This window comes from Glycomyces harbinensis, from assembly GCF_900101745.1.
Lineage (GTDB): Bacteria > Actinomycetota > Actinomycetes > Mycobacteriales > Micromonosporaceae > Glycomyces > Glycomyces harbinensis.
In genome coordinates this window covers 1-19,460 of the sequence record NZ_FNAD01000027.1, presented here as the reverse complement: position 1 = coordinate 19,460, position 19,460 = coordinate 1, and the positions used below count along the sequence as shown (strand labels likewise).

Below are 19,460 nucleotides of genomic sequence, written 5' to 3'. Positions count from 1 at the left end.
TCCGAGTGGAAAGAATGACGTTTCTTCGCGATACTGGGGAAATGACGAACCTATCGGCGACCGGCGGCGAGTCGGGCGCGACGCCCGCGGCGCACCGCCCCTGGGGTGCGGCCGAGGCCGCCGAGCTGGCGGCCGACGACATCACCGTGGACCTCATCAGCCTGGGCAAGCAGATCCGGCACCTGCGCAAGCAGCGGGAGCTGAGCCTGGACGACCTGGGCGCGGCGGTCGGGGCGGCGCCGTCGCAGCTGTCGCTGATCGAGAACGGGAAGAAGGAGCCGAAGCTCTCGATGCTGCGGGCCCTGGCCCGGGCGCTGGGGGTGTCCTCGGACGAACTGCTCGGCGCCGATCCCCCGAACCGGCGGATCGCCCTGGAGATCGAGCTGGAAAGGGCCCAGCGGAGCGCGCAGTACCGGTCGCTGGGCCTGCCGAGCGTCAAACCGTCGGGCAGGGTCCCGACAGAGATCCTCGAAGCGCTGGTGGGCCTCCATAGAGAGGTGGACCGCCAGGTCAACCTCCATGCCGCCACCCCCGAGGAGGCCCGGCGCGCGAACACCGAACTGCGCAAGCGCATGCGGGACAAGGACAACTACTTCGCCGACATCGAGGCCGAGGCCAGGAGGCTGCTGGGGAACGTCGGCTATGCGGGCGGGCCGCTGTCGCAGCACCAGATCGCGGACCTGGCCGCACACCTGCGGTTCACGCTGCACCACGTGGACGACCTGCCGCACTCCACCAGGTCGGTCACGGACCTCAAGCACCGGAGGATCTACCTGACGCAGGTGGGCACCGGCTCGCACGACCCGCGCACGGTGCTGCTCCAGGCCCTGGCGAGCCACGTGCTCCAGCACGGTGTGCCGAGCACGTACCTGGAGTTCCTGGGCCAGCGGGTGTCGACGAACTACCTCGCGGCGGCGCTGCTCATCCCAGAGTCGAGCGCAGTGGCGTTCCTGCGACAAGGCATGGCCGACAAGGAAGTAGCAGTAGAAGACCTGCGGGACAACTTCGCGGTCTCCTATGAGGCGGCCGCACACCGCTTCACCAACCTCGCGACCCACCACCTGGGCATCCGGACCCATTTCCAGAAGGTCCACAAGTCGGGGATCATCTTCAAGGCGTACGAGAACGACGACGTGGCGTTCCCCGCCGACCCCACTGGCGCGATCGAAGGACAGCCGATCTGCCGGTACTGGACGAGTCGGCAGGTCTTCGACGTGCCGGACAAGTTCAACGCGTTCAACCAGTACACGGACACGGCGACCGGAACGTACTGGTGCACGGCGAGAACGGAACGCAGCCCGGACGGCCTCTTCTCGTTGAGCATCGGGGTCCCCTATGAATCCGCAAAATGGTTCAGGGGCAAGGAGACCAAGGCGAGAAGCGTCTCCCGCTGCCCGGACCCGGACTGCTGCCGCAACCCCCCGAGGGAGCTCTCCAAGACCTGGGCGGGAAACGTCTGGCCCACGGCGAGAGCCGCGAGCTCCCAGCTCGCGGCGATGCCGATCGGCTCGTTCCCGGGTGTGGATGAGACCGAGGTCTACCAGTTCCTCGAACGCCACGCCAAGCCCTGAGGGTCCCGACCATCGGCGCCCGAGGAACTGCGCGCTCAGGAGGGCGCCGCTTGGGCCAGGAAGCCGCTGAAGATGTACAGCACCTGGTCCAGGAACGTGATCCCGGTCCGCGTATAGGTGGAAGCGGATTCATCGACGCAGCCCGCCACCATCATGTGCGACGGGTCCGGAAGGTCCGTGGTGGAGATGTTCCACGCCACCATCGCGAACACGACGCCGAGCAGCACGACGCGGACCCAGCGGGGAAGCCGGTGCCGCTTCACCGGCAGCGCCAGGATGAAGGCCGTCGCGACCATCAGGGTTCCCGACATCACCTTGCCGCCGCCGAGCAGCACCACGCCGCACAACCCGATGACGACGATGCCCGTCCACACCGCCACCGTCTTGAACTTGTCCATGAGATTCCGTCCTTCCGTCACGGCCGAGGGGTTCGGACCGATGGACTCAGTACACCGCGCACCCTGTTGCGCGGGCGTCAACCACAACGGCAATGCCGCGGCAATATCCGACACGCTGCCGACGCGTTCACCCTCACTTGGGAACGTCCGATTTGCCGGGACACTCCGCTCGCATTCCGCTAACACCCTTATATTGACTTTCTTCGATGAATGCGGTTACCGTGGACGCTCGGGCGCTGGCAAGCGCCTTCCCTGTCTCGTACCGGCAACTATCGAGAGGGTCACCCTCACATGACCACCACAGCAAGCGCTCCGCGCCGCTGGACGCGCAAGGCCGTGCTCGCACTCGCGGCGCTCACCGCAGCAGCGGCGGCGACCGCCTTCGTGTTCACCGGCACCCAGGCCTTCGCCCAGACCGCCACCATCACCGTCGCCACCAACGGGAACGACGCCAACCCCGGCACCGTCGACTCCCCGCTCAAGACCATCCAGGCCGCCGTGGACAAGGCCGCCCCGGGCACCGTCATCCAGATCCGCGGCGGCACCTACGCGCCCTCGACCAATATCCAGGTCAACTCGAACGGCACCGCCTCGGCACCGATCACCATGCGCGCCTACGGCACCGAGAAGGTCGTCATCGACGGCGAGAACATGCCGTACACGCCCGGCGCCGTCGACTCCTCGATCCCCCGCGCCGACCGCGGCGCCCTCCACGTCGAGGGCGACCACTGGCGCTTCGAGCGCCTGGAGATCATCCACGGTCCCTACGCGATCTTCGCCCTCGACTCCAACAACAACGTCTACGACCGCCTCATCACCCGCGACAACTACGAGTCCGGCCTCCACATCCAGGGCGCGTCCTCGAACAACCGCATCGTCAACCTCGACTCCTACGGCAACCGCGACCCGCGCAAGAACGGCGAGAGCGCCGACGGCCTGGCCATCAAGGAGGGCTCGGGCACCGGCAACACCGTGATCGGCGCGCGCCTGTGGAACAACGCCGACGACGGCTTCGACGCCTGGGAATTCCTCTCCCCCATCCGCATCGAGGACTCCGTCGCCTACGGCAACGGCTACAACTACTGGAACATCCCGAACTACTCCGGCGACGGCAACGGCTTCAAGATGGGCGGCGGCGACCCCGATCCCGCCGCGAACCACGTGGTCGTGAACTCCATGGCCTGGAAGAACTCCGCCCACGGCTTCACCGACAACGGGAACCCCGGTTCGATGCAGATCAGCCGCTCCACCGCCTGGAAGAACGGCAAGACCGGCTTCGACTTCGACTCCTCGACGTCGACGCTGACGGCGAACCTCGCGGTCAACAACGCCGCCCCGGTCGCGCTCGGCTCCTCCACCGGTTCGGGCAACTCCTGGAACATCAAGTCGAAGTGGGTCGACGCCGACCTGGCGAACACGAGCACCTCGGCCATCACCGGCGCCCGCGCCTCCGACGGCTCGATCCCCTCCACGAACTTCCTGGTCCCCAAGAGCTACCCGAACCTCGGCGCGACCTTCGTCTAGGCCCGCTTCGGCATTCGCAACCCGTCGAGGCCCTGCCGCGAATGCGGCAGGGCCTCGTGATCGATCGCCAAGGGCCGCAATACCGGCGACCCTGAACGAATCGCCGACACCCGCCCGCGATCGTCAGCCGCTGACGATGTTGCCGTACCGGCGCGGAACGTAGTTCTGGCTCTGCAACGAGTTCGCGCTGATCTTCTTGTGCCGCATGTTGTCCTGCGGGTCGGCCAGGTCGTACATCCAGAGCATCCCCGAGGTGATGCTCCAGGAGTCGAACAACATGCAGTGGACGCCGGCGCGGTTCATGACGTCGCCGGCCTTGAGGTCCGACCACTTGATCTTCTTGGCGATGCTGGGGATCGTGGAGGTGCTGTAGCCGCCGTTGGATCCCAGGTAGGTGTGCCAGCACTGCGACACGAATCCGGAGCAGTCGGTGCGGTACTTGTGGGACCCTTCGAGGTCGCGGTAGAACCTGCTCTGGCTGTAGGGGACGTCCCGGTCGTACCAGTACTTCGCCCGCTTGATGACCTGCGAGCGCTTCACCTTGATCTGGCCGCCGGGGGCGGCGTCGGCGGAGTCGGCGATCACGAGCGACCCGCCGGCGGCCGCCGCGGGGACGAGCAGGGCCGCGGTCAGCATCCGCCGCCGTGACAGGTTCGGTTGTTCGGTGTCGGTCATGAAGTGCTCCTTCGTGAGGGTCTGACCGGTGATGCCGCCGGTGCCCCCGGCGCCGATGCGGCGCCGGCGGACCGGCCTGCCGACGATGCTATGCAGCACGGCGCGAGCGGATCTGACAGCGAATCCCGTACTCCTCCCGTACCCGCCGCCGTTCGCACCGGCCCTCGCGCACGCCACGGGAGCTGGCGAAATGCGACGGCGGGGACTTCGAGCGCTGGGCGACGGGCCCTGTCGCCGACGCGCTCCGTTCGAACGGGAACCGCTGCCGCAGGGCTTTGGACCCTTTGGAACAATCCGTCACATGACTCCCACGATCGTCTTCATCCACGGTTCGAACGCCAACTCGTTCACGTTCGCGCCGCTCCAGCGCGAGCTGGCCCTGCTCGGCCGCCGCTCCTTCGCGGTGGACCTGCCCGGCCACGGTTTCGACGCGATGTTCCCCGAGGCGTTCCAGACCCAGGACGCGGCCGGCATAGCCGAGGCGCCTTCGAACCTCGCGGGCGTCACCCTCCAGGACGGCGTGGACCACCTGGTGCCGATCCTCAAGCGCGCCAAGGATAACGGTCCGGTCATCGTGCTCGCCCACAGCCGCGGCGGGGCCACGCTCAGCGCGTTGGGGAACGCGCACCCGGAGCTGATCGACCGCATGGTCTACGCGACCGCATGGTGTCCGATCGACCGCCCGATCGGCGCGTACATGGCGTTGCCGGAGTTCGGGGCCTCGGTCCTGGACGAGGCCGCCGCGGTTCTGGCCGCCGACCCGAGTGTCCTCGGCGCGATCCGGATGAACTGGCGCACTGGTGATCCGAAGCTTCTGGCCGTGCTGAAGGAGTCGATGCTCGCCGACGGCTCCGATGACGAGTTCCGCGTCTTCCTGGCTTCGCTCCAGTCGGATGAGAACCTGGACGTGGGCGGCGACGCCCGCGTGAACCCCGAGACCTGGGGTCGTATTCCCAAGAGCTACATCCGGATCACGAAGGACACCTCGATCCCGGTCGCGTTGCAGGATGTCTTCATCAAGGAGGGGAACGCTTTGACGCCGGACAATCCGTGGGACGTGCACACGATCGAGACCAGCCATGTGGGCTTCCTGGTCCGCCCCGAGCGCATGGCGGCGATCCTGGCGGGGCTCGCCTGAGGATCGGCGCAGGGCCCGCAGCCGCTGCGGGCGGGCCCTGGTAAGTCCACTATGTTCAGACGGGCCCACCGTTCGACGGAGTTCGGCGGATCGGGAATGAGCAGCGTCCACCGGCCGTGCCAGTGCGACTGCCGGATCAGGTAGCCGCCCTCGGCCTCGGACCCGAAGATGTCGGTTGCGGGCCGAACGGCATGTTCGCCGTTGCGCGAGCGCATCGCCTGGGCCGCTTTGGCGTCGCTGGCGAGTTCGGCGAACCAGGTACGGAACGCGCGCTTGACCTGGGCGGCGCGGGCCGGGTCCGTTCGGACGTCGATGCCGATCACGGCGTCGTACCAGCCGTCGCCGCCGAGGACCTTGAGGTCGGTCGGGAAGGTCTCGCACAGGATGCCGCGGTCGCGGTAGGCGTCGTAGAGTTCGCGGACCTCGCGGGGGTGGTCTCGTCGGTCCTTGCGGTAGATCTGGGGTGCGTGGATGAGGCACCAGACGCCGATCATCAGCGGGGCGATCCAGTGCCAGCGGAGTGCGAAGAGGAAGAGGCCGTAGAAGCCCTGGGCGTCTTCGGGAGGCTCGGGCACGATCGAGGGGATCACTAGGGCGTAGACGATCGCTCCGACGCCGACGATGGCGAAGAGGATCGCCGAGGCAGGGCCGGGCATGGGTGAAGCGGCCCGGCGCGCGAAGTCCTCGAGGCGGGAGAGGTCGGGCGGTTCGGTGGAGGCGGACCGGGCGGCGGAAGCGGGCGCTGGGGCGGGAGCGGACTCGGGCGCGGACGCGGCCCAGATCGCGGCGGGATCCCCGGGCCAGGGTTTCGGAGGGCGCATCGGTTCATTATGCGTCGCACGGTAAGGACGGGCTCCGACCGCGCGAAGGACGCTGAGAGGCGACGCGCTCGGCAAGGGCCCCGAGACCGGCACGGGATGCGACCGGGCCGGGAGCCTTGTTGCTCCCGGCCCGGTCAAAAAGCGTTATCGCGCAACGGCGCTCAGGAAGCTGCGCCAGTCAGCCGGTGAAGCATCGAGGATGGGAGAGCCCTCGCCGAGCTTCGAGTCACGGACCTGAACTGCGAGCTCGACCTGTCGAGCCTCGACGCACTGCCCGCCTTGGGAACCACTGCGGCTTGATTTACGCCAGTCCCTGGTCAGCATGTAGGTACTCTCCTAGCTCCACGCACTCAGTCAAGGTGGTCGTGAACAGCTTACGAGAGTGATCAACCGACTTTCGATCCTCCCTGTACTCATCGCCGAGGTGCGATTCGAGGTAGACAAGGTTCATGCTGACCGGGTGGCTGAACCCCATGATCGAGTACGAGGCCTGCATCGATGAGTGGAAGCCCCTGCTCAGCGGCAGGACATAGATCCCGATTTCGTGACGCCTCACCATCTCCAGCAGATGCGAGATCTGCGCATCGAAGAAGCTCGTGCCCTTAATCCGCAACAGACACGGCTCGTTGAGGATCAACCGCATCGCAAGGGCTCCCCCGGGGCGCTCGGAGCCCCAGGCCAGCTTCTGTCGACGCAGCTTCAGGTCGATGATTTTCGCAGCCCATTCCGCAGTCAGGGTCGGGTCGACCCGATTGACCTCCTTCATATACAGCAGGATTTGGAGCAGGCCGGTGATGTACTCGGACTCGTAAATGTCGAGGTAGGTCGCCTCGGCCTCGATCGAGGCGAAGGGGCTCAACCACTCCGCGCTGCCCGAACTCATCGGCCGATAGCCGGTCGCATCGGTGTCGTGGGTCTGCACTGCCATGTTGAAAAGCTCCTGCGCGACTTCGATCGAGGCGCCCAGCAGCTGAGCCACACCGAATACCTTCGGCGGATCGTATCGGTAGATCTCCGCGCTCAGCATCCTCCCCAAAGTGTCCTTCTTGGTCTGGGTGATCCGCGCAGCCTCGCGAAGTGACAGTCCCCTGGCTTCCATGAGCATGGTCAGCGTCGCGGCGATGCGCCATTGATCGAATCGCGGTTTCCCCATTCGCCCATGGTCGCAGACTCCGAATCGGAGCGCATCATCAACCATTGCGCCCTGTCGCAGATCGCTGTCGCTCTGTGAGACACCCTGGCGCGACACCGGCCGTCGATGCGCTGCTGCGCCAGCACAACTTGCGATTTCACCGGCGCTGAGCTGCGGTTACGTTGTGGTGAGCTAGCGAAAGCAGCTAAGGGAGGAGACTCGACATGACCGACAAGCGCCGCACCCAAGAACCACCCGACCCGCTGGAGCGGGGGCGATTCAATGATGGGCATACCGACTTCACCGTGTGCGCCTCGAGCGCCAACGCGCCAGACTCGTTCCAGGTCTTCGCAAACCAGATCCGCGCCGACATCGTCCTTATCGTCTCCGGACTCAACTCCGGCCATCTCCACGCGACTTGGGGCCAAGGCTGGCGAACCTTCACTCCTGAGTGGAAGATCTGGGTCGAAGACGCCGCCTTCAAAGTCTTCTACAACGGCCACCACATCGACAACCGTCCCGAGGACGGCGGACCGGGCACGGTGAAGTTCTGCAATGGCTGAAACCACCCTCCATACCCCGGAATACGACCCTGCCAACGACGGCTGGCTCGGCGACTTCCACCGCGGCCCGGCGGTCTTCTCCGTCCACCGCGAAACCGCCAACGCTCACCCGCTCAGCCCGCCCGAATACCGCATCTCTTGCAACGACGGCGCGGGCCCGCGCGTGATCTGCCACTACATCGATGAGCCCGAACCCGTCCCCGAGTGGTTCGGCGCCTGGCGCGGAGACGAATGGTGCGACTGGATCCTCGAGCAGGCCCGCCGCCTGATCGCCGATCCCGAGAACACCTGAATGCCCGGACGCGGCGGGAGACCGCGAACGCTCGGCACCCCGGGTCGAGCGGTCCCGCGATCGTCGCCAGCACCGCCGCGTCCTCGATCGGCCGTGCCCGGTACAGGTGGGTACCGGGCACGGCCTCAAGCGGTACCGGGAACGACCTCAGTCGTTCCGGGTCTGGCCTCAAGTGCCGATGTTCGCCAGCGCGTCCTCGATCTCGGCAAGGTAGGTCTGCTGAGCCGAGGCTGAATTCCCGAACACCGTGGCGAGGCTCTGCGCGTACTGCGCGTTCGCGGCCTCGGAGTACCCGCTGGCCACGTCGCATTCGGCGATCGCGGCGGCCGCCGCGAACTCGTCGGCCTTCACGGCCTCGTAGCGTTCGCGGTCGGCGTCGGTGATGTCCGAGTAGCTGTATTCCGTGCCCCCGTCCTCGGTCGCCTGCGCGGCCTCCGGCAGGTACTGCGCGCGCCAAAGATCATGAATGTCGAGTCCGCCGGATTCCGAGAACGTCCAGTCCGGGTACCCGGCGCCGGCGAGGCAGGTCAGGAAGCCGTCGGCTTCGGGGACCGCCGCGACCTGGATGGGCGCGAAGAGAGCGGGGTCGATCTCGAGGGTCGGGCCCCAGATCCATTGCGATTCGGTGATGCCGTCGTCGGACAGGCGCGGTTCGCCGTGGAGTTCGGTGAGGACCGAGCCTTGGCAGCCCTGCGGAGGTTCGGTCATGGTTTCGGCGGCGACCCATTCGCCGTCGGGCAGGCCCGCCTCGGCCCACTCGTCGGCGGTGAGCACGCTGGCGGCCTTGCTGGTGGCGGCCCAGTCGGTGCCGCGGTAGGCGATCTCCCAGGCCATCTGATCGACGGCGGGCAGCTCTTCCCAGCCTTCGCCGGCCGGTTCGAGCGGGGAGAGGTCGACGGCGGGCGCGGTCTCCTCCCCCTCGGTTTCGGCGCGTTCGGCCTCGTTGATCGCAATGCCGTCCTCGTCGCCGTAGGCGTCGGCGAAGCTGAGCCACTGGCCGAGGGCGCGGGTCTCGGCTTCGGCGGTGTCGGGGAGGCCGGTCGAGTCGCCCAGGTCCGCGAGGATCTCGCTCGGCACCGGGCTCGCGGAGCTCCACGTGCTGGACAGCGAACTGATGTCGTGGACCGTGAAGCCTTCGGCCTCAAGGCATTCGATGACGAGTTGGGCTTCGGCGAGTCCGAGTTCGGCCCGTGTGGCCGCGACGTCGGTCCACAACTGGTCGAGCTGTTCCATGTCCATGGCGGCGTCCGTGGTCGGCGTCGCTTCGGGGGCGGGTTCGGCGCCGCCGGTGCAGGCGGTGGCGCACGCGGTGGCGGCGAGGATTGCGAGCAGTGGAGCGAGTCGGCGCGAGCGCACGGCGAGGTTCCGTTCAGTTGACGGTCGGCGGTCCATGGAGGGGCCGAGCCTACCCGCGGGGCGGGGGCGCGTCCGGACGCCGATCGGCGTCCGGTCCAGAGTCCGGTCGGGTGTCGGAGCCGGAATCCAAGCCGGTGTCCGCGCTGCGGCGGCGCGCGGCGTCGCGGCGGTACATGGCGGCGTGTTCGGGGAGGTCGCGGCGGCCGGTGTCGGCGGCGCGCCGTTCGGTGAACGCGGCCAGGTCGTCGAGGCGCCGGGCCATCTCGTTGCGCACCGCCGCGGGGTCGAAGGCGGCGCCGTAGGCCTCGGTGAGCAGCCGAAGCCGGTCCTCGCGGGAGCCGTGGCGGGCAGGGTCGAACCCGGCCGCGTCCTCGGCGTACGGGACGAGTCGGTAGGCGAGGTAGGCGAAGTCCCACAGGCGCGGGCCGGGAGAGGCCGTGTCGAAGTCGATCACGCCGACGAGCCGACCGTCGCGCACGATGAGGTTGTAGGGCGCGAAATCGTTGTGGCAGACGACTTCGGCGGGGTGGTGCGTCTCGGTGCGCCAGGTGCGGTGCTGCGCGGCGAGCGGTTCGCTCGCGTCGTGGAGTCGGCGCATCAGCGCACCGGAGTCCGCGAGTATGGAAGGGTGCCAACGGGTCTCTGGTGCGGCCTGTTCGAGCGTCGCACCTTCGATGAAGGTCAGGACCTCTCGGCCTTCGGCGTCGATCCCTTGAGGACGGGGCGTCTCGGGGATCTCGGCCGCCGCGTAGCGTTCGAGCAGTTCGTGCACGGCCGCGGTCCACTCGCCGCTGACGCGCCGCACGGTGCCGCCGATCCTGACCACCGGGTCCATGTTGCCGCCCGACAGGGCCTCTTCCTGCATCGCCTCATCGTAGGGGCGCGGCGGCGACGGGCTCGGGTACCGGGTCCTGCCCCGGGTCGTAGCGCTGAAGACCGATACCGACCCTGACCGGGGCTCGCGGCGCTGAAAACGGTCTCGCGAGCGATGTCGATGTGTGCGAGGCTTGGCGCGTGGGAGACCCGTCAACACCGCCCGTCGAGGAACCGTCTAGCGATCCGGCGCTGCTGCGGACGCTGACCGCCGCCGGCCTGCCTCCAACCGGGCGCTTTACTCCGAAGGGCGGCTGGGTCAGCCGCGTGTGGGTCGGCGACCAATACGTCGTACGGCTGAACAACGACGGACGGTTCCGCGACGCGTATCGCCACGAGGCGACGGTCGTCAAGCTGCTCGCCGGCAGCGAGGTCCCGCACGCCCGGATCCTCGCCCACGGCGACGGCCCGGACGGGCCGTGGTACGTCTCCGAACGCCTGCCCGGCCGGACCCTGTACGACGCATGGCCGGCGGCGGACTCGCACACGCGCCGAGCGATGATCGAAAGCCTCGGCGCCGCACTGCGCGCGCTGCACCGCGTTCGCCCCCCGGCCGACCTGCTGCCGCCCTGGCTGGTCGACGCGCTCGCCGGCGAGCCGTGGGCCGCGTTCCACCCGCCCGTGGTGGGTGCGGCGCTCCAGCGGGTCGAGGCCGCCCGGCAGTGGCCCGGTCACGACCCGCGCCTGCTCGCGGAGGTGGACGATTGGATCAGGGAGCGGCTGGCGTTGTTCGCCGCCGACGAACCCGTTCTCGTCCACGGCGACCTGCATGGATCCAACGTGATCGTCGACAAAGGACGCGTCACCGGCCTCATCGACTTCGCGGAGGCTTCGGCGCAGCCGGCGGACGTCGAGCTCGACATCATCCTGCGCTGGTGCGCGAGGGCGCGAGAGTACCCGCCCACACCTGAGGAACAAGGGCTTGACGAGACCACGCTCACCGAGGTCCCCGGATGGCTGCGCGGCGCGTATCCGGAGCTGTTCGAACGCGAGGATCTGCGCGAGCGGTTGCGCTTCTACGACATGCACCGGGAACTCGCGCTATACGCGCACCATTCCCAGCCCGACGAACGCGAAGCGGCGCGCGACCGCGTCGCCCGCCTGCTCTCCGGCCGCAACCATCTCGATCGGCTTGTCTGGTAGGCCGCAGGCCTCACATCCACAAGGGACTTATACCCGAGTCGGCTCGAGTCCGTCGCGGCCGACACCGTCGTCGTGGACACGCGGGGCGATCGGCCGGGCCGAATCGTAACGCGCCCTAGGCGTCGCGGCGGCGGTCGCGGACTTCGGGAAGCGGTCGGAAGCCCGCCGACTTGTAGGCGCCGACGCCGGCGGCGTTGGAGGTCGGGGTGCACACGATCGCGCTGGACGAGCCCATGTCGCGCAGCGCGGCGGCTCCGGCGACGGTGATGGCCCTGCCGTGGCCGTGCCCGCGGAAGTCGTGGTGGGCGCCCAGCGGCTCGATCAGCCCGGGCCTGCCGGGACCGGCCGACCAGACGGTCACCGTCGCGACCGCGTTGTCCCTGTCGTCGTAGGCGACCAGGCAGCGGGCGTCGGCGTAGGCCGGCCCGGCTGCCATCGCGTGCCAGCGCTCTGCGTTGAACGTGGAGCCCTCGAACGCGGCCACCTGCAGGTCGACCCGGTCGGCCACGAACTCGGGGCCGACGATCTCGATCCGCACGCCCGGGTCCTCGACCGGTTCGGCGAAGTCGCGGCGCAGCGGCGTCCACGGCTCGTCGGTGTCCCAGCCGTCCGCGGCCAGCACGTCTTGGAGCACGGCGGTGCTCGGGGCTTCGATGTAGGCCTTGCCGGGCGGCAGGACGCCGCGGTCGGCGTCGGCCACGTCGGCGGTGATCTGCCGGGCCAGGGCCTCGTCCCTGCGGGCGCCGGGGGCGATGGTCATCCGCAGCAGGCCGGGGCCGTCGAGGAGCCCGACGGCGAGGATGTCGCCGTCCCGGCTCCAGGTGCGGACGGCCGCGGCCGTGGATTCGGGGCCGAACCGCCAGAACCAGCCCAGGTCCCCCGGGTGCAGCTGCATGCCGGCGTGGTCGTCCTGCCAGTCCCGCAGGGCGGCCAGGGCCTGGCCGAGCTCGTGGACTTCCGGCCGGTGCAAGAGAATCGCCATGGCCCGATCTCACACCACCGGGCGGCGCCTCCGCATCCGATTTTCACGGGCGGGCGCTGGGCTGCGTTCGTGAACTCGCGGACAGCACCTAGGGCCTGTCCTGCGAATCGGAACGGACTGCATTCGGCCCATTCGCCCGCTCGCCGCGTTGTCGGGCCTTCGAATACAGCACCGGTTTTCAAAGGCCCTTCCGCCTGTGAGCGAACCAATGGGCTCGGATGCAGCTCCGCCCGGATTCGCAGGACAGGCCCCAGTCGATGACCGGTTCGGCTTCGGCCGGGCGGGTGTCGGGGACGCGTGGATACTGGCTGCATGCGTGCCGGTCGCCTCGTCTCGATGCTGCTCCTGCTCCAACAGCGGGGCAGGATGACCGCCGAACGGCTGTCGGCCGAGCTCGGCGTCTCGGTGCGCACCGTCTACCGCGACGCCGAAGCACTTGGGGCCGCGGGCATCCCGATCTACGGCGAACCCGGCCACGAGGGCGGCTACCGCCTCCTGGAGGGCTACCGGACCCGGCTCACCGGCCTCACCGACGCCGAAGCCGAGGTCCTGGTGCTCGCCGGGGTCCCCGAGGCCGCCGCCGACCTGGGTCTCCAGGCCGAGCTGGCCGCCCTCGAACTCAAGCTCGCGGCGGCACTGCCGCCCGGCCACCGGGAGCGGGCCGAGCGAGCGCGGCGCGTGTTCCACCTCGACGTCGCCGGATGGTTCCAGCGCGCCGACCCCGTCCCGCTCCTGTCCACCGTCGCCGGCGCCGCGTTCCGCCAGCAGCGGCTGCGCGTGCGGTACGAGCGGTGGGCGAAGCCGAAGCTCGTGGAGCGGGACCTGTCCCCGCTCGGGCTGGTCCTCAAGGGCGGCAAGTGGTACTTGGTCGCCCTGGCCGACGGCGCCGAGCCGCGCACGTACAAGGTGGCGAACCTGCGCTCGGCCGAGATGACCGAGGAGCGGTTCGAACGCCCGGCGGACTTCGAACTCGCCGACTGGTGGTCGCGCCACCTCGGCGACTTCGACGAGCGGCGCTACCCGGTGCGGGCGACCGTGCGGTTCTCACCTGAAGCGGTCGAGCAGGCCCCGGACTACCTGGACGCCAAGGTGGTCGACGCGATCGACGCCGGCCAGACCGATGCGGACGGCTGGACCGTGGCCGTGATCCCGATCGAGTCGGACGACCACGCCGCCCGCCACCTGCTCCTCCTCGGCGGCGTCGAAGTACTCGAACCGGTCTCGCTGCGCGGCCTCATCCGGTCGCGGGCACAGGAGGCGGCGGCGCTGCACTCGTGACGGAACCCTTGCCGCGCAACGTGATCGCGACGGCGATCGTGGCGACGGCGCACGCGGCGCCGAGCACGTAGAAGCCGTAGCGGACATGTGAGGCGTCGGCGACGTACGCGACCAGGATCGTCATGGCGGCGCTCAGGCCCAGCCCGGCGGCGTTCACCGCCCCGAAGAGACGCCCGGCGCGCTGCTCGGGGACCGATTCGAGCAGGAGCGTCCGCATGGCCACACGCGACAGTCCCACCAGGAACGCCGCGGGCGGCACGCAGACGAGCAGGGCCGCAAGGTGGATCGGCAGCAGGAACGAGACCAGGGCGCAGCCGACGCCGCCCGCCACGGCCGTGCGCAGATGCCCGAAGCGCCCGCTGACCAGGGGATAGCAGGCCGCGGCGATGCAGAACCCGACCCCGGCCAGCGCGTCGACCAGGCCGTACACGCCCGCGCCGCGGCCGAAGCCCTCGTAGACCAGCACGATCAGGGTGGTGTTGCTGACCATCGTCATGACCTGGCAGAGCGCGTACAGCAGGCCGTAGCGGACCAGCGGGGCGGCCGCGGCACCGGTGGCAGCGGTTGCGGCCGTGGCGGTCTCGCGGACGGCGGGTGCGGAGCGCAGCGCGTACAGGGCGGCGGCGGAGGCGAGGAAGGTGACCGCGTTGAACATGAACAGCGGTGTGGTGCCGACGAAGTGGATGAGGAAGCCGCCGATGGAGGCGGCCAGGAGGGTGCCGAGCTGGAGGGCCATCTCGTAGTGGGAGCTGAAGCGGGCGACGCGGGCGGGGTGGACGCGTTCCTTGATGAGGGCGTTGGAGGCGGGCATGAACAGGGCCGCGAGGAGGGAGAGGGCGAACGCGGTGGCGTAGGCGACGGGGCCGGGGTCGCGGCCGGTGAGGATCCAGACGGGGAGGACCAGGGCGGCCGCGGCGCTGGCGAGGTCGGCGATGAGGCAGAGGGTGCGGCGGTCGAAGCGGTCGGCGACCGTGCCGAACCAGAGGGAGAGGAGCGCGGGCGGAACGGAGACGGCGATGAAGAGCCAGCCGACGGCGAGGGCGCTCTGGCCGGTGGTGAAGACGAGGACGGCGGCGGCCACGAGCTGGATGCCGTTGCCGAGGCTGGTCACGAACGTGGCGGGCAGGAGGAGCCGCTCGGCCCGGGAGGCGGGCGGCAGCGCGGTGCCGATCGCGGGCAGCGGGGAGGTGATCGTCATACCGGAAGCATGCGGCAGGTCCACTGACAACCGATGTCAGTGAATCTTTGTGACACCCGACACCACGAAGCCGCGCCGGGCGGTGCCCGGCACGGCTCGTCGCAGGTTCGGCGTCTAGTCGACGGCGAGTTTGGCGAGGCGTTCTTCGGTGGGCCACTTGACGTTCGTGACCCAGCCGGCCCGCTCCAGGAACCAGATGATCCGCGCCGAGGTGTCGATCTGTCCGCGCTTCACGCCGTGGCGGGCGCAGGACTGGTCGGCGTGGTGGGAGTTGTGCCAGGACTCGCCGCCGGACACGAGCGCGAGCGGCCAGAAGTTCGCGGCCTTGTCGCGGCTCTTGAAGGGCCGCTCGCCGATCATGTGGCAGATCGAGTTCGTCGACCACGTCGCGTGGTGCAGGACCGCGACGCGGACCAGGCTCCCCCAGAAGAACGCCGTCAGGGCGCCCGTCCAGGACATCGTGATGAGGCCGCCGAGGATCGCCGGGAGGAAGAACGTCGCGACCGTGCACAGCCAGAAGTACTTGTCGATGAGGACCAGATCGCGGTCCTTGCGCAGGTCCGGGGCGAACCGCTCCTCGTTGGTGGTGTTGCGCGGCTCGAACATCCAGCCCATGTGCGCGTGCCAGAAGCCCTTGGACAGGGCCCAGGCCGACGTCCCGTACAGCCACGGCGAGTGCGGGTCGCCCTCCTTGTCGGAGAACGCGTGGTGGCGGCGGTGGTCGGCCACCCAGGTGATGAGCGGGCCCTGGACGGACATGCTGCCCAGGATCGCCAGCGTGACCTTCACGGCCCGGTTCGGTTTGAACGAGCTGTGCGTGAACAGGCGGTGGTAGCCGACGGTGACGCCGTGGAGGGTGAGGATGTAGAAGCCGACCGCGATGGCGATGTCGGTCCAGCTGAGGAGCCCGGTCGTCCACGCGAAGGGGACGGCGGCCGCCAGGGCGGCCATCGGAACGAGCAGGAACAGGTAGATCAGGGACTGCTTGCCCGCGTCGCGCTGCTCGCCGTGGATGGGCTTAGGTCCTGCGGGTGCTTGGCCGGGGGGCCTGGCCTGCGTGATGATCGCCATCGCACATCCTCGCTCTCGATTCGTCCGACGATTCAATCGTCGTCGCTCGGGAGCGGGGGCGCAGTGGGGCAGACCGGTGGTTTTCCGACCACCGGTGCCCCGTGAAACTGGGGGTGTACGCCCCTCGGACTCAGGTTTGGAACCAGACCCTGTTGCGGCCGTGTCGAAGTGCGGCCTGTCGCAAGCGCGCCGCTAGTTGCCGTCGAGGTAGGCCAGGACCGCCAGGACGCGGCGGTTGTCGTCCTCGGACTGGCCGAGGCCGAGCTTGCGGAACACGTTCGCCGAGTGCTTGCCGACGGCCTTCTCGGTCACGAAGAGGCTCGCGGCGATCGCGGCGTTGGTGCGGCCCTCGGCCATGAGCGCCAGGACCTCCTGCTCGCGCGGGGTCAGGTCGTCGAGCTTGTTCTGCTGCTTGCCCAGGAGGCGGGCGACGACCTCGGGGTCCATGGCGGTGCCGCCGGCGGCGACGCGGCGCAGCGCCTCGATGAACTCGCCGACGTTGGAGACGCGGTCCTTGAGCAGGTAGCCGACGCCGCCGCGGCGGTCGCCGAGGAGCTCGCGCGCGTACAGCTGCTCGACGTACTGGGAGAGCACGAGGATCGGCAGGGCCGGAATGTGGCGGCGGGCCTCGATCGCGGCGCGCAGGCCCTCGTCCTTGAACGTCGGCGGCAGCCGTATGTCGACCACGGCGACGTCGGGCCGGTGCTCGAGGAGGGCCGCGAGGAGCGCGGGCCCGTTGTCGACCGCCTCCACGACCGTGCAGTCGTGGGCCTCGAGCATGCGGGTCAGGCCGTCTCGGAGGAGCAGGTGGTCTTCGGCGAGGACGACGTCCATCGGGGCTCCTAGGTGGCTCGGCGCTCGGTTCAGCTCAACGGATCAGTGCGGCGGATCATCGGCGTTCAGCGTGGTCGGACGCATTATCGGCGCCGTTGCGGAAGACCGTGTGGGCGGGGATGGTCATGGTGACGACCGTCGGCCCGCCCTCGGGACTGGAGACGTCGAGGGTGCCGTCGAAGGCGGACAGGCGCCGGGCCACGCCGTCGAGGCCGCCGCCGGGAGCGACGACCGCGCCGCCTCGACCGTCGTCGCGGATCTCGATGCTGACCAGGTCGCCCTCGCGGCCGACGATCATCTGAACGTGCGTCGCCTCGGAGTGCTTGGTGATGTTGGTCAGGACCTCGTTCGTCGCGAAGTAGGCCGCCGCCTCCAGCGGTGGGGCCAGCTTGTCGGCCAGCCGGTCCACGACCGACACCGGCAGCGGATGGTCGAGCGCCATCGCCTGGAGCGCGCCGCTGAGGCCGCGGTCGGCGAGCACCGGCGGGTGGATGCCGCGCACGAGCTGGCGGATCTCCTCCAGCGCGTCCGAGCAGGCCTGGCGGGCCTCGCCCACCAGCGTCGCGGCCTGGTCGGGCCGGTCGTGGTGGAGCAGCTCCTCGGCCATGCCGAGGGTCAGGCTCAGCGCCGCGATGCGGGCCTGCGCGCCGTCGTGCAGATCGCGCTCTATGCGACGCAGCTCCGAGGCCGCGTGGTCGACCGACTGGTCGCGGGCCTGGCGCAGCTCCGAGACCCGCTCGGTCAGCAGCACCTTCGCGGTCGGGCCCAGCAGCAGCACGCCCAGGTGGGAGTACCAGCGCAGGAACAGCTCGCCCCAGCGCCACCACGCTGCCGCGCACGCCAGCGCGAACGGCACGAGCATGAGCGTCTTCGCCGGGGTGTCGAAGTCGTAGAACCCGAAGTCGTTGACGGCCATCGGTATCGGCGCGGCGTGGAACACCGTGACCAGCAGCAGCGGCTGCACCAGGTAGTAGACCGCGACCCCGAACACGCCGAGGTACAAGAGGTTCACCATGAAGCCGAGGGTCGCGTCGATCGCGAGCCAGGCGACGTCGCGCCAGGTCGCGGCCTCGTGCACGAGCCCCAGGGCCTGCTGGTCTATCCGCGCCTTCGGACGGGGCCGGTACGGGGCGGGAATGTGAATGCCGAGCTGCTCGCCGATGATGCGGCGCTGCGTGTTGGCCCAGAGGCGGATGGCGAGGAGGACGGCGACGGCGACGGGGATGCCGATCAAGAACACCACCAGCACGCCGGTGACGATCGCGGCGGCCAAGAGGGCGGCGGCGACGATCGTGAGGCTGAATCGCAGGACCGACCAGCCCGGTAGGGCCAGACGTCTCGTGATCGGGTTGGTCGGCATCGACATGGTGCGGCAAGCCTACCCTCAGCTTTTCGCCGATCCGGCCCCTACCTGCGGCGCGACCGTCCGAGGTGGTGGGATCGATAGGCTGGGCACGATTCGCTCGGGTACGGGCTGCGGATACGGGAGGGGCCGGAATGGTTGCTGGGTCGGAGGCGGCGAGGCCGTGGGCGCTGGTCACGGGCGCGTCCGCGGGCATCGGGGCGGCGTTCGCCCGGCAGCTGGCGGGCCGGGGGCTGAACGTGGTCCTGGTGGCGCGGTCGGCGGACCGGCTGGAGGCTCTGGCCGGGGAGTTGCGGGAGCGGCACGGGGTCGAGGCGCTGGTGGTGGTGCGTGATCTGGCGGAGCCGGGGGCGGCCGAGCGGGTCGGCGAGGCGGTCGACGCGGCGGGCGTCGAGGTCGAGGTGCTGGTGAACAATGCCGGAATCGGGACGTTCGGGCGGGACGTGGAGATCGGGGCCGATTACAGCCGCGATGTGGCGATGGTGAACGTGGTGGCGGTGACGGGCCTGGTGAAGCGGTTCATGCCGGGGATGGTGGCGCGCGGTTCGGGGTCGGTGGTGAACGTGGCGTCGATGGCGGGGTTCCAGGCGCAGCCGTACATGGCGCTGTACGCGGCGACGAAGGCGTTCGTGGTGCAGTACAGCCTGGCGCTGTGGGTGGAGGCGCGCGGTTCGGGGGTGCGGGTGCTGGCGGTGTGCCCGGGGCCGGTGGACACGGAGTTCCCGATCGCGAACGGGATCAAGTACGACCGCAAGCGCCTCGGGTGGCTGCTGGCGGAGCCGGAGACGATCGTGCGGCAGTCGCTGAAGGCGCTCGACCGGAACCGGGGCTATGTGGTGCCGGACGCGAAGAACTGGCCGGAGGCGCATCTGATGCCGAGGCGGCCGCGGCGGTTGATGGCGCGGCTGTTCGCGGTGGTGCTGCGGCGCTTCGCGGACTACCAGCGCCGCTGACGCGGTGTCCGCGGCGGCGCGGGTATTCCCGCCTCGCCCCTGCTCACCCCTCTACGTCTCCGCCTGCCCGCCTGCCCGCCGACCCGCCGACCCGCCGACCCGCCGACCCGCCGACCCGCCGACCCGCCGACCCGCCGACCCGCCGACCCGCCCTTACTGCCTACCATCCCTAACCCCCACCCTCCCGGGGAAAGGTAGCCGCAACCTTCCCGCGCGGGTGTGACAAGAACCGGGCCCGGCGGCGTCCATGTCACCCGAACGGGTGCGGCCGGGTCAGAACGGGTGTCCCCGCGCC

The 19,460-nt window shown here is 69.5% G+C and carries 19 protein-coding genes; 8 read left to right on the top strand and 11 right to left on the bottom strand.

What is annotated here, in order from left to right:
- The first annotated feature begins 41 nt into the window (after nucleotides 1-41).
- Nucleotides 42-1,571 (top strand): helix-turn-helix transcriptional regulator, encoded by a 1,530-nt coding sequence (locus tag BLQ63_RS26855; protein ID WP_091040622.1) that lies wholly within the window; start codon nucleotides 42-44, stop codon nucleotides 1,569-1,571.
- A gap of 35 nt (nucleotides 1,572-1,606) precedes the next feature.
- On the opposite strand, the gene BLQ63_RS26850 is transcribed toward BLQ63_RS26855, so the two are convergent.
- On the bottom strand, nucleotides 1,607-1,969 hold the full coding sequence (locus BLQ63_RS26850; RefSeq protein WP_091040621.1) for a hypothetical protein: 363 nt from the start codon (nucleotides 1,967-1,969) through the stop codon (nucleotides 1,607-1,609).
- Between the two features lie 291 nt (nucleotides 1,970-2,260).
- On the opposite strand from BLQ63_RS26850, the gene BLQ63_RS26845 reads away from it, so the two are divergent.
- Nucleotides 2,261-3,493: a right-handed parallel beta-helix repeat-containing protein gene (locus BLQ63_RS26845; protein WP_091040620.1), complete on the top strand. Its 1,233-nt coding sequence runs from the start codon at nucleotides 2,261-2,263 to the stop codon at nucleotides 3,491-3,493.
- Between the two features lie 123 nt (nucleotides 3,494-3,616).
- Here the strand turns inward: BLQ63_RS26845 and BLQ63_RS26840 are convergent, their stop codons facing one another.
- Complete coding sequence (locus tag BLQ63_RS26840) at nucleotides 3,617-4,267, bottom strand: hypothetical protein (protein WP_091040619.1); 651 nt, start codon at nucleotides 4,265-4,267, stop codon at nucleotides 3,617-3,619.
- A 202-nt stretch (nucleotides 4,268-4,469) separates the two neighbouring features.
- Here BLQ63_RS26840 and BLQ63_RS26835 point away from each other — a divergent pair, with 202 nt between their 5' ends.
- Nucleotides 4,470-5,306, top strand: coding sequence for an alpha/beta fold hydrolase (locus tag BLQ63_RS26835; protein WP_091040618.1), 837 nt, complete (start codon nucleotides 4,470-4,472; stop codon nucleotides 5,304-5,306).
- 965 nt (nucleotides 5,307-6,271) lie between these two features.
- On the opposite strand, the gene BLQ63_RS26830 is transcribed toward BLQ63_RS26835, so the two are convergent.
- Together BLQ63_RS26830 and BLQ63_RS26825 are read right to left on the bottom strand one after the other, a co-directional pair.
- Nucleotides 6,272-6,451, bottom strand: a complete 180-nt coding sequence (locus tag BLQ63_RS26830) for a DUF397 domain-containing protein (protein ID WP_091040617.1) — start codon at nucleotides 6,449-6,451, stop codon at nucleotides 6,272-6,274.
- Nucleotides 6,429-7,280 carry a Scr1 family TA system antitoxin-like transcriptional regulator gene (locus BLQ63_RS26825; protein WP_091040616.1) on the bottom strand — a complete coding sequence of 284 codons (852 nt, stop codon included), beginning with the start codon at nucleotides 7,278-7,280 and terminating at the stop codon, nucleotides 6,429-6,431. The genes BLQ63_RS26830 and BLQ63_RS26825 overlap by 23 nt, the downstream gene beginning before the upstream one ends.
- Before the next feature lie 203 nt (nucleotides 7,281-7,483).
- Between BLQ63_RS26825 and BLQ63_RS26820 the strand changes: the two genes are divergently transcribed.
- Together BLQ63_RS26820 and BLQ63_RS26815 are read left to right on the top strand one after the other, a co-directional pair.
- A complete protein-coding gene (locus BLQ63_RS26820; RefSeq protein WP_091040615.1) occupies nucleotides 7,484-7,822 on the top strand; it encodes a hypothetical protein in 339 nt (112 codons plus the stop codon).
- Nucleotides 7,815-8,114, top strand: coding sequence for a hypothetical protein (locus tag BLQ63_RS26815; RefSeq protein WP_091040614.1), 300 nt, complete (start codon nucleotides 7,815-7,817; stop codon nucleotides 8,112-8,114). Before BLQ63_RS26820 ends, BLQ63_RS26815 begins: the two co-directional genes overlap by 8 nt.
- Before the next feature lie 168 nt (nucleotides 8,115-8,282).
- Here the strand turns inward: BLQ63_RS26815 and BLQ63_RS26810 are convergent, their stop codons facing one another.
- Together BLQ63_RS26810 and BLQ63_RS26805 are read right to left on the bottom strand one after the other, a co-directional pair.
- On the bottom strand, nucleotides 8,283-9,470 hold the full coding sequence (locus tag BLQ63_RS26810; protein ID WP_091040613.1) for a hypothetical protein: 1,188 nt from the start codon (nucleotides 9,468-9,470) through the stop codon (nucleotides 8,283-8,285).
- 49 nt (nucleotides 9,471-9,519) lie between these two features.
- Nucleotides 9,520-10,335, bottom strand: a complete 816-nt coding sequence (locus tag BLQ63_RS26805; RefSeq protein ID WP_091040612.1) for a phosphotransferase — start codon at nucleotides 10,333-10,335, stop codon at nucleotides 9,520-9,522.
- A gap of 149 nt (nucleotides 10,336-10,484) precedes the next feature.
- Between BLQ63_RS26805 and BLQ63_RS26800 the strand changes: the two genes are divergently transcribed.
- Complete coding sequence (locus BLQ63_RS26800; RefSeq protein ID WP_091040611.1) at nucleotides 10,485-11,486, top strand: phosphotransferase; 1,002 nt, start codon at nucleotides 10,485-10,487, stop codon at nucleotides 11,484-11,486.
- Between the two features lie 115 nt (nucleotides 11,487-11,601).
- Here the strand turns inward: BLQ63_RS26800 and BLQ63_RS26795 are convergent, their stop codons facing one another.
- Nucleotides 11,602-12,468 (bottom strand): GNAT family N-acetyltransferase, encoded by an 867-nt coding sequence (locus BLQ63_RS26795; protein WP_091040610.1) that lies wholly within the window; start codon nucleotides 12,466-12,468, stop codon nucleotides 11,602-11,604.
- A 312-nt stretch (nucleotides 12,469-12,780) separates the two neighbouring features.
- On the opposite strand from BLQ63_RS26795, the gene BLQ63_RS26790 reads away from it, so the two are divergent.
- Complete coding sequence (locus BLQ63_RS26790; protein WP_091040609.1) at nucleotides 12,781-13,746, top strand: helix-turn-helix transcriptional regulator; 966 nt, start codon at nucleotides 12,781-12,783, stop codon at nucleotides 13,744-13,746.
- Here BLQ63_RS26790 and BLQ63_RS26785 read toward each other — a convergent pair.
- The 4 genes from BLQ63_RS26785 to BLQ63_RS26770 form a co-directional block, all read right to left on the bottom strand.
- On the bottom strand, nucleotides 13,703-14,944 hold the full coding sequence (locus BLQ63_RS26785) for an MFS transporter (RefSeq protein WP_091040608.1): 1,242 nt from the start codon (nucleotides 14,942-14,944) through the stop codon (nucleotides 13,703-13,705). The two genes, BLQ63_RS26790 and BLQ63_RS26785, sit on opposite strands and share 44 nt — an antisense overlap.
- Nucleotides 14,945-15,058: 114 nt before the next feature.
- The gene (locus tag BLQ63_RS26780) at nucleotides 15,059-16,015 is read right to left on the bottom strand and encodes an acyl-CoA desaturase (RefSeq protein WP_091040607.1); all 957 of its coding nucleotides are present in this window, start codon (nucleotides 16,013-16,015) and stop codon (nucleotides 15,059-15,061) included.
- Between the two features lie 192 nt (nucleotides 16,016-16,207).
- The gene (locus tag BLQ63_RS26775; protein ID WP_091040606.1) at nucleotides 16,208-16,849 is read right to left on the bottom strand and encodes a response regulator; all 642 of its coding nucleotides are present in this window, start codon (nucleotides 16,847-16,849) and stop codon (nucleotides 16,208-16,210) included.
- 55 nt (nucleotides 16,850-16,904) lie between these two features.
- The gene (locus tag BLQ63_RS26770) at nucleotides 16,905-18,215 is read right to left on the bottom strand and encodes a sensor histidine kinase (RefSeq protein ID WP_091040605.1); all 1,311 of its coding nucleotides are present in this window, start codon (nucleotides 18,213-18,215) and stop codon (nucleotides 16,905-16,907) included.
- A 131-nt stretch (nucleotides 18,216-18,346) separates the two neighbouring features.
- Between BLQ63_RS26770 and BLQ63_RS26765 the strand changes: the two genes are divergently transcribed.
- Nucleotides 18,347-19,165, top strand: coding sequence for an SDR family NAD(P)-dependent oxidoreductase (locus tag BLQ63_RS26765; protein WP_091040604.1), 819 nt, complete (start codon nucleotides 18,347-18,349; stop codon nucleotides 19,163-19,165).
- Nucleotides 19,166-19,460 lie beyond the last annotated feature (295 nt).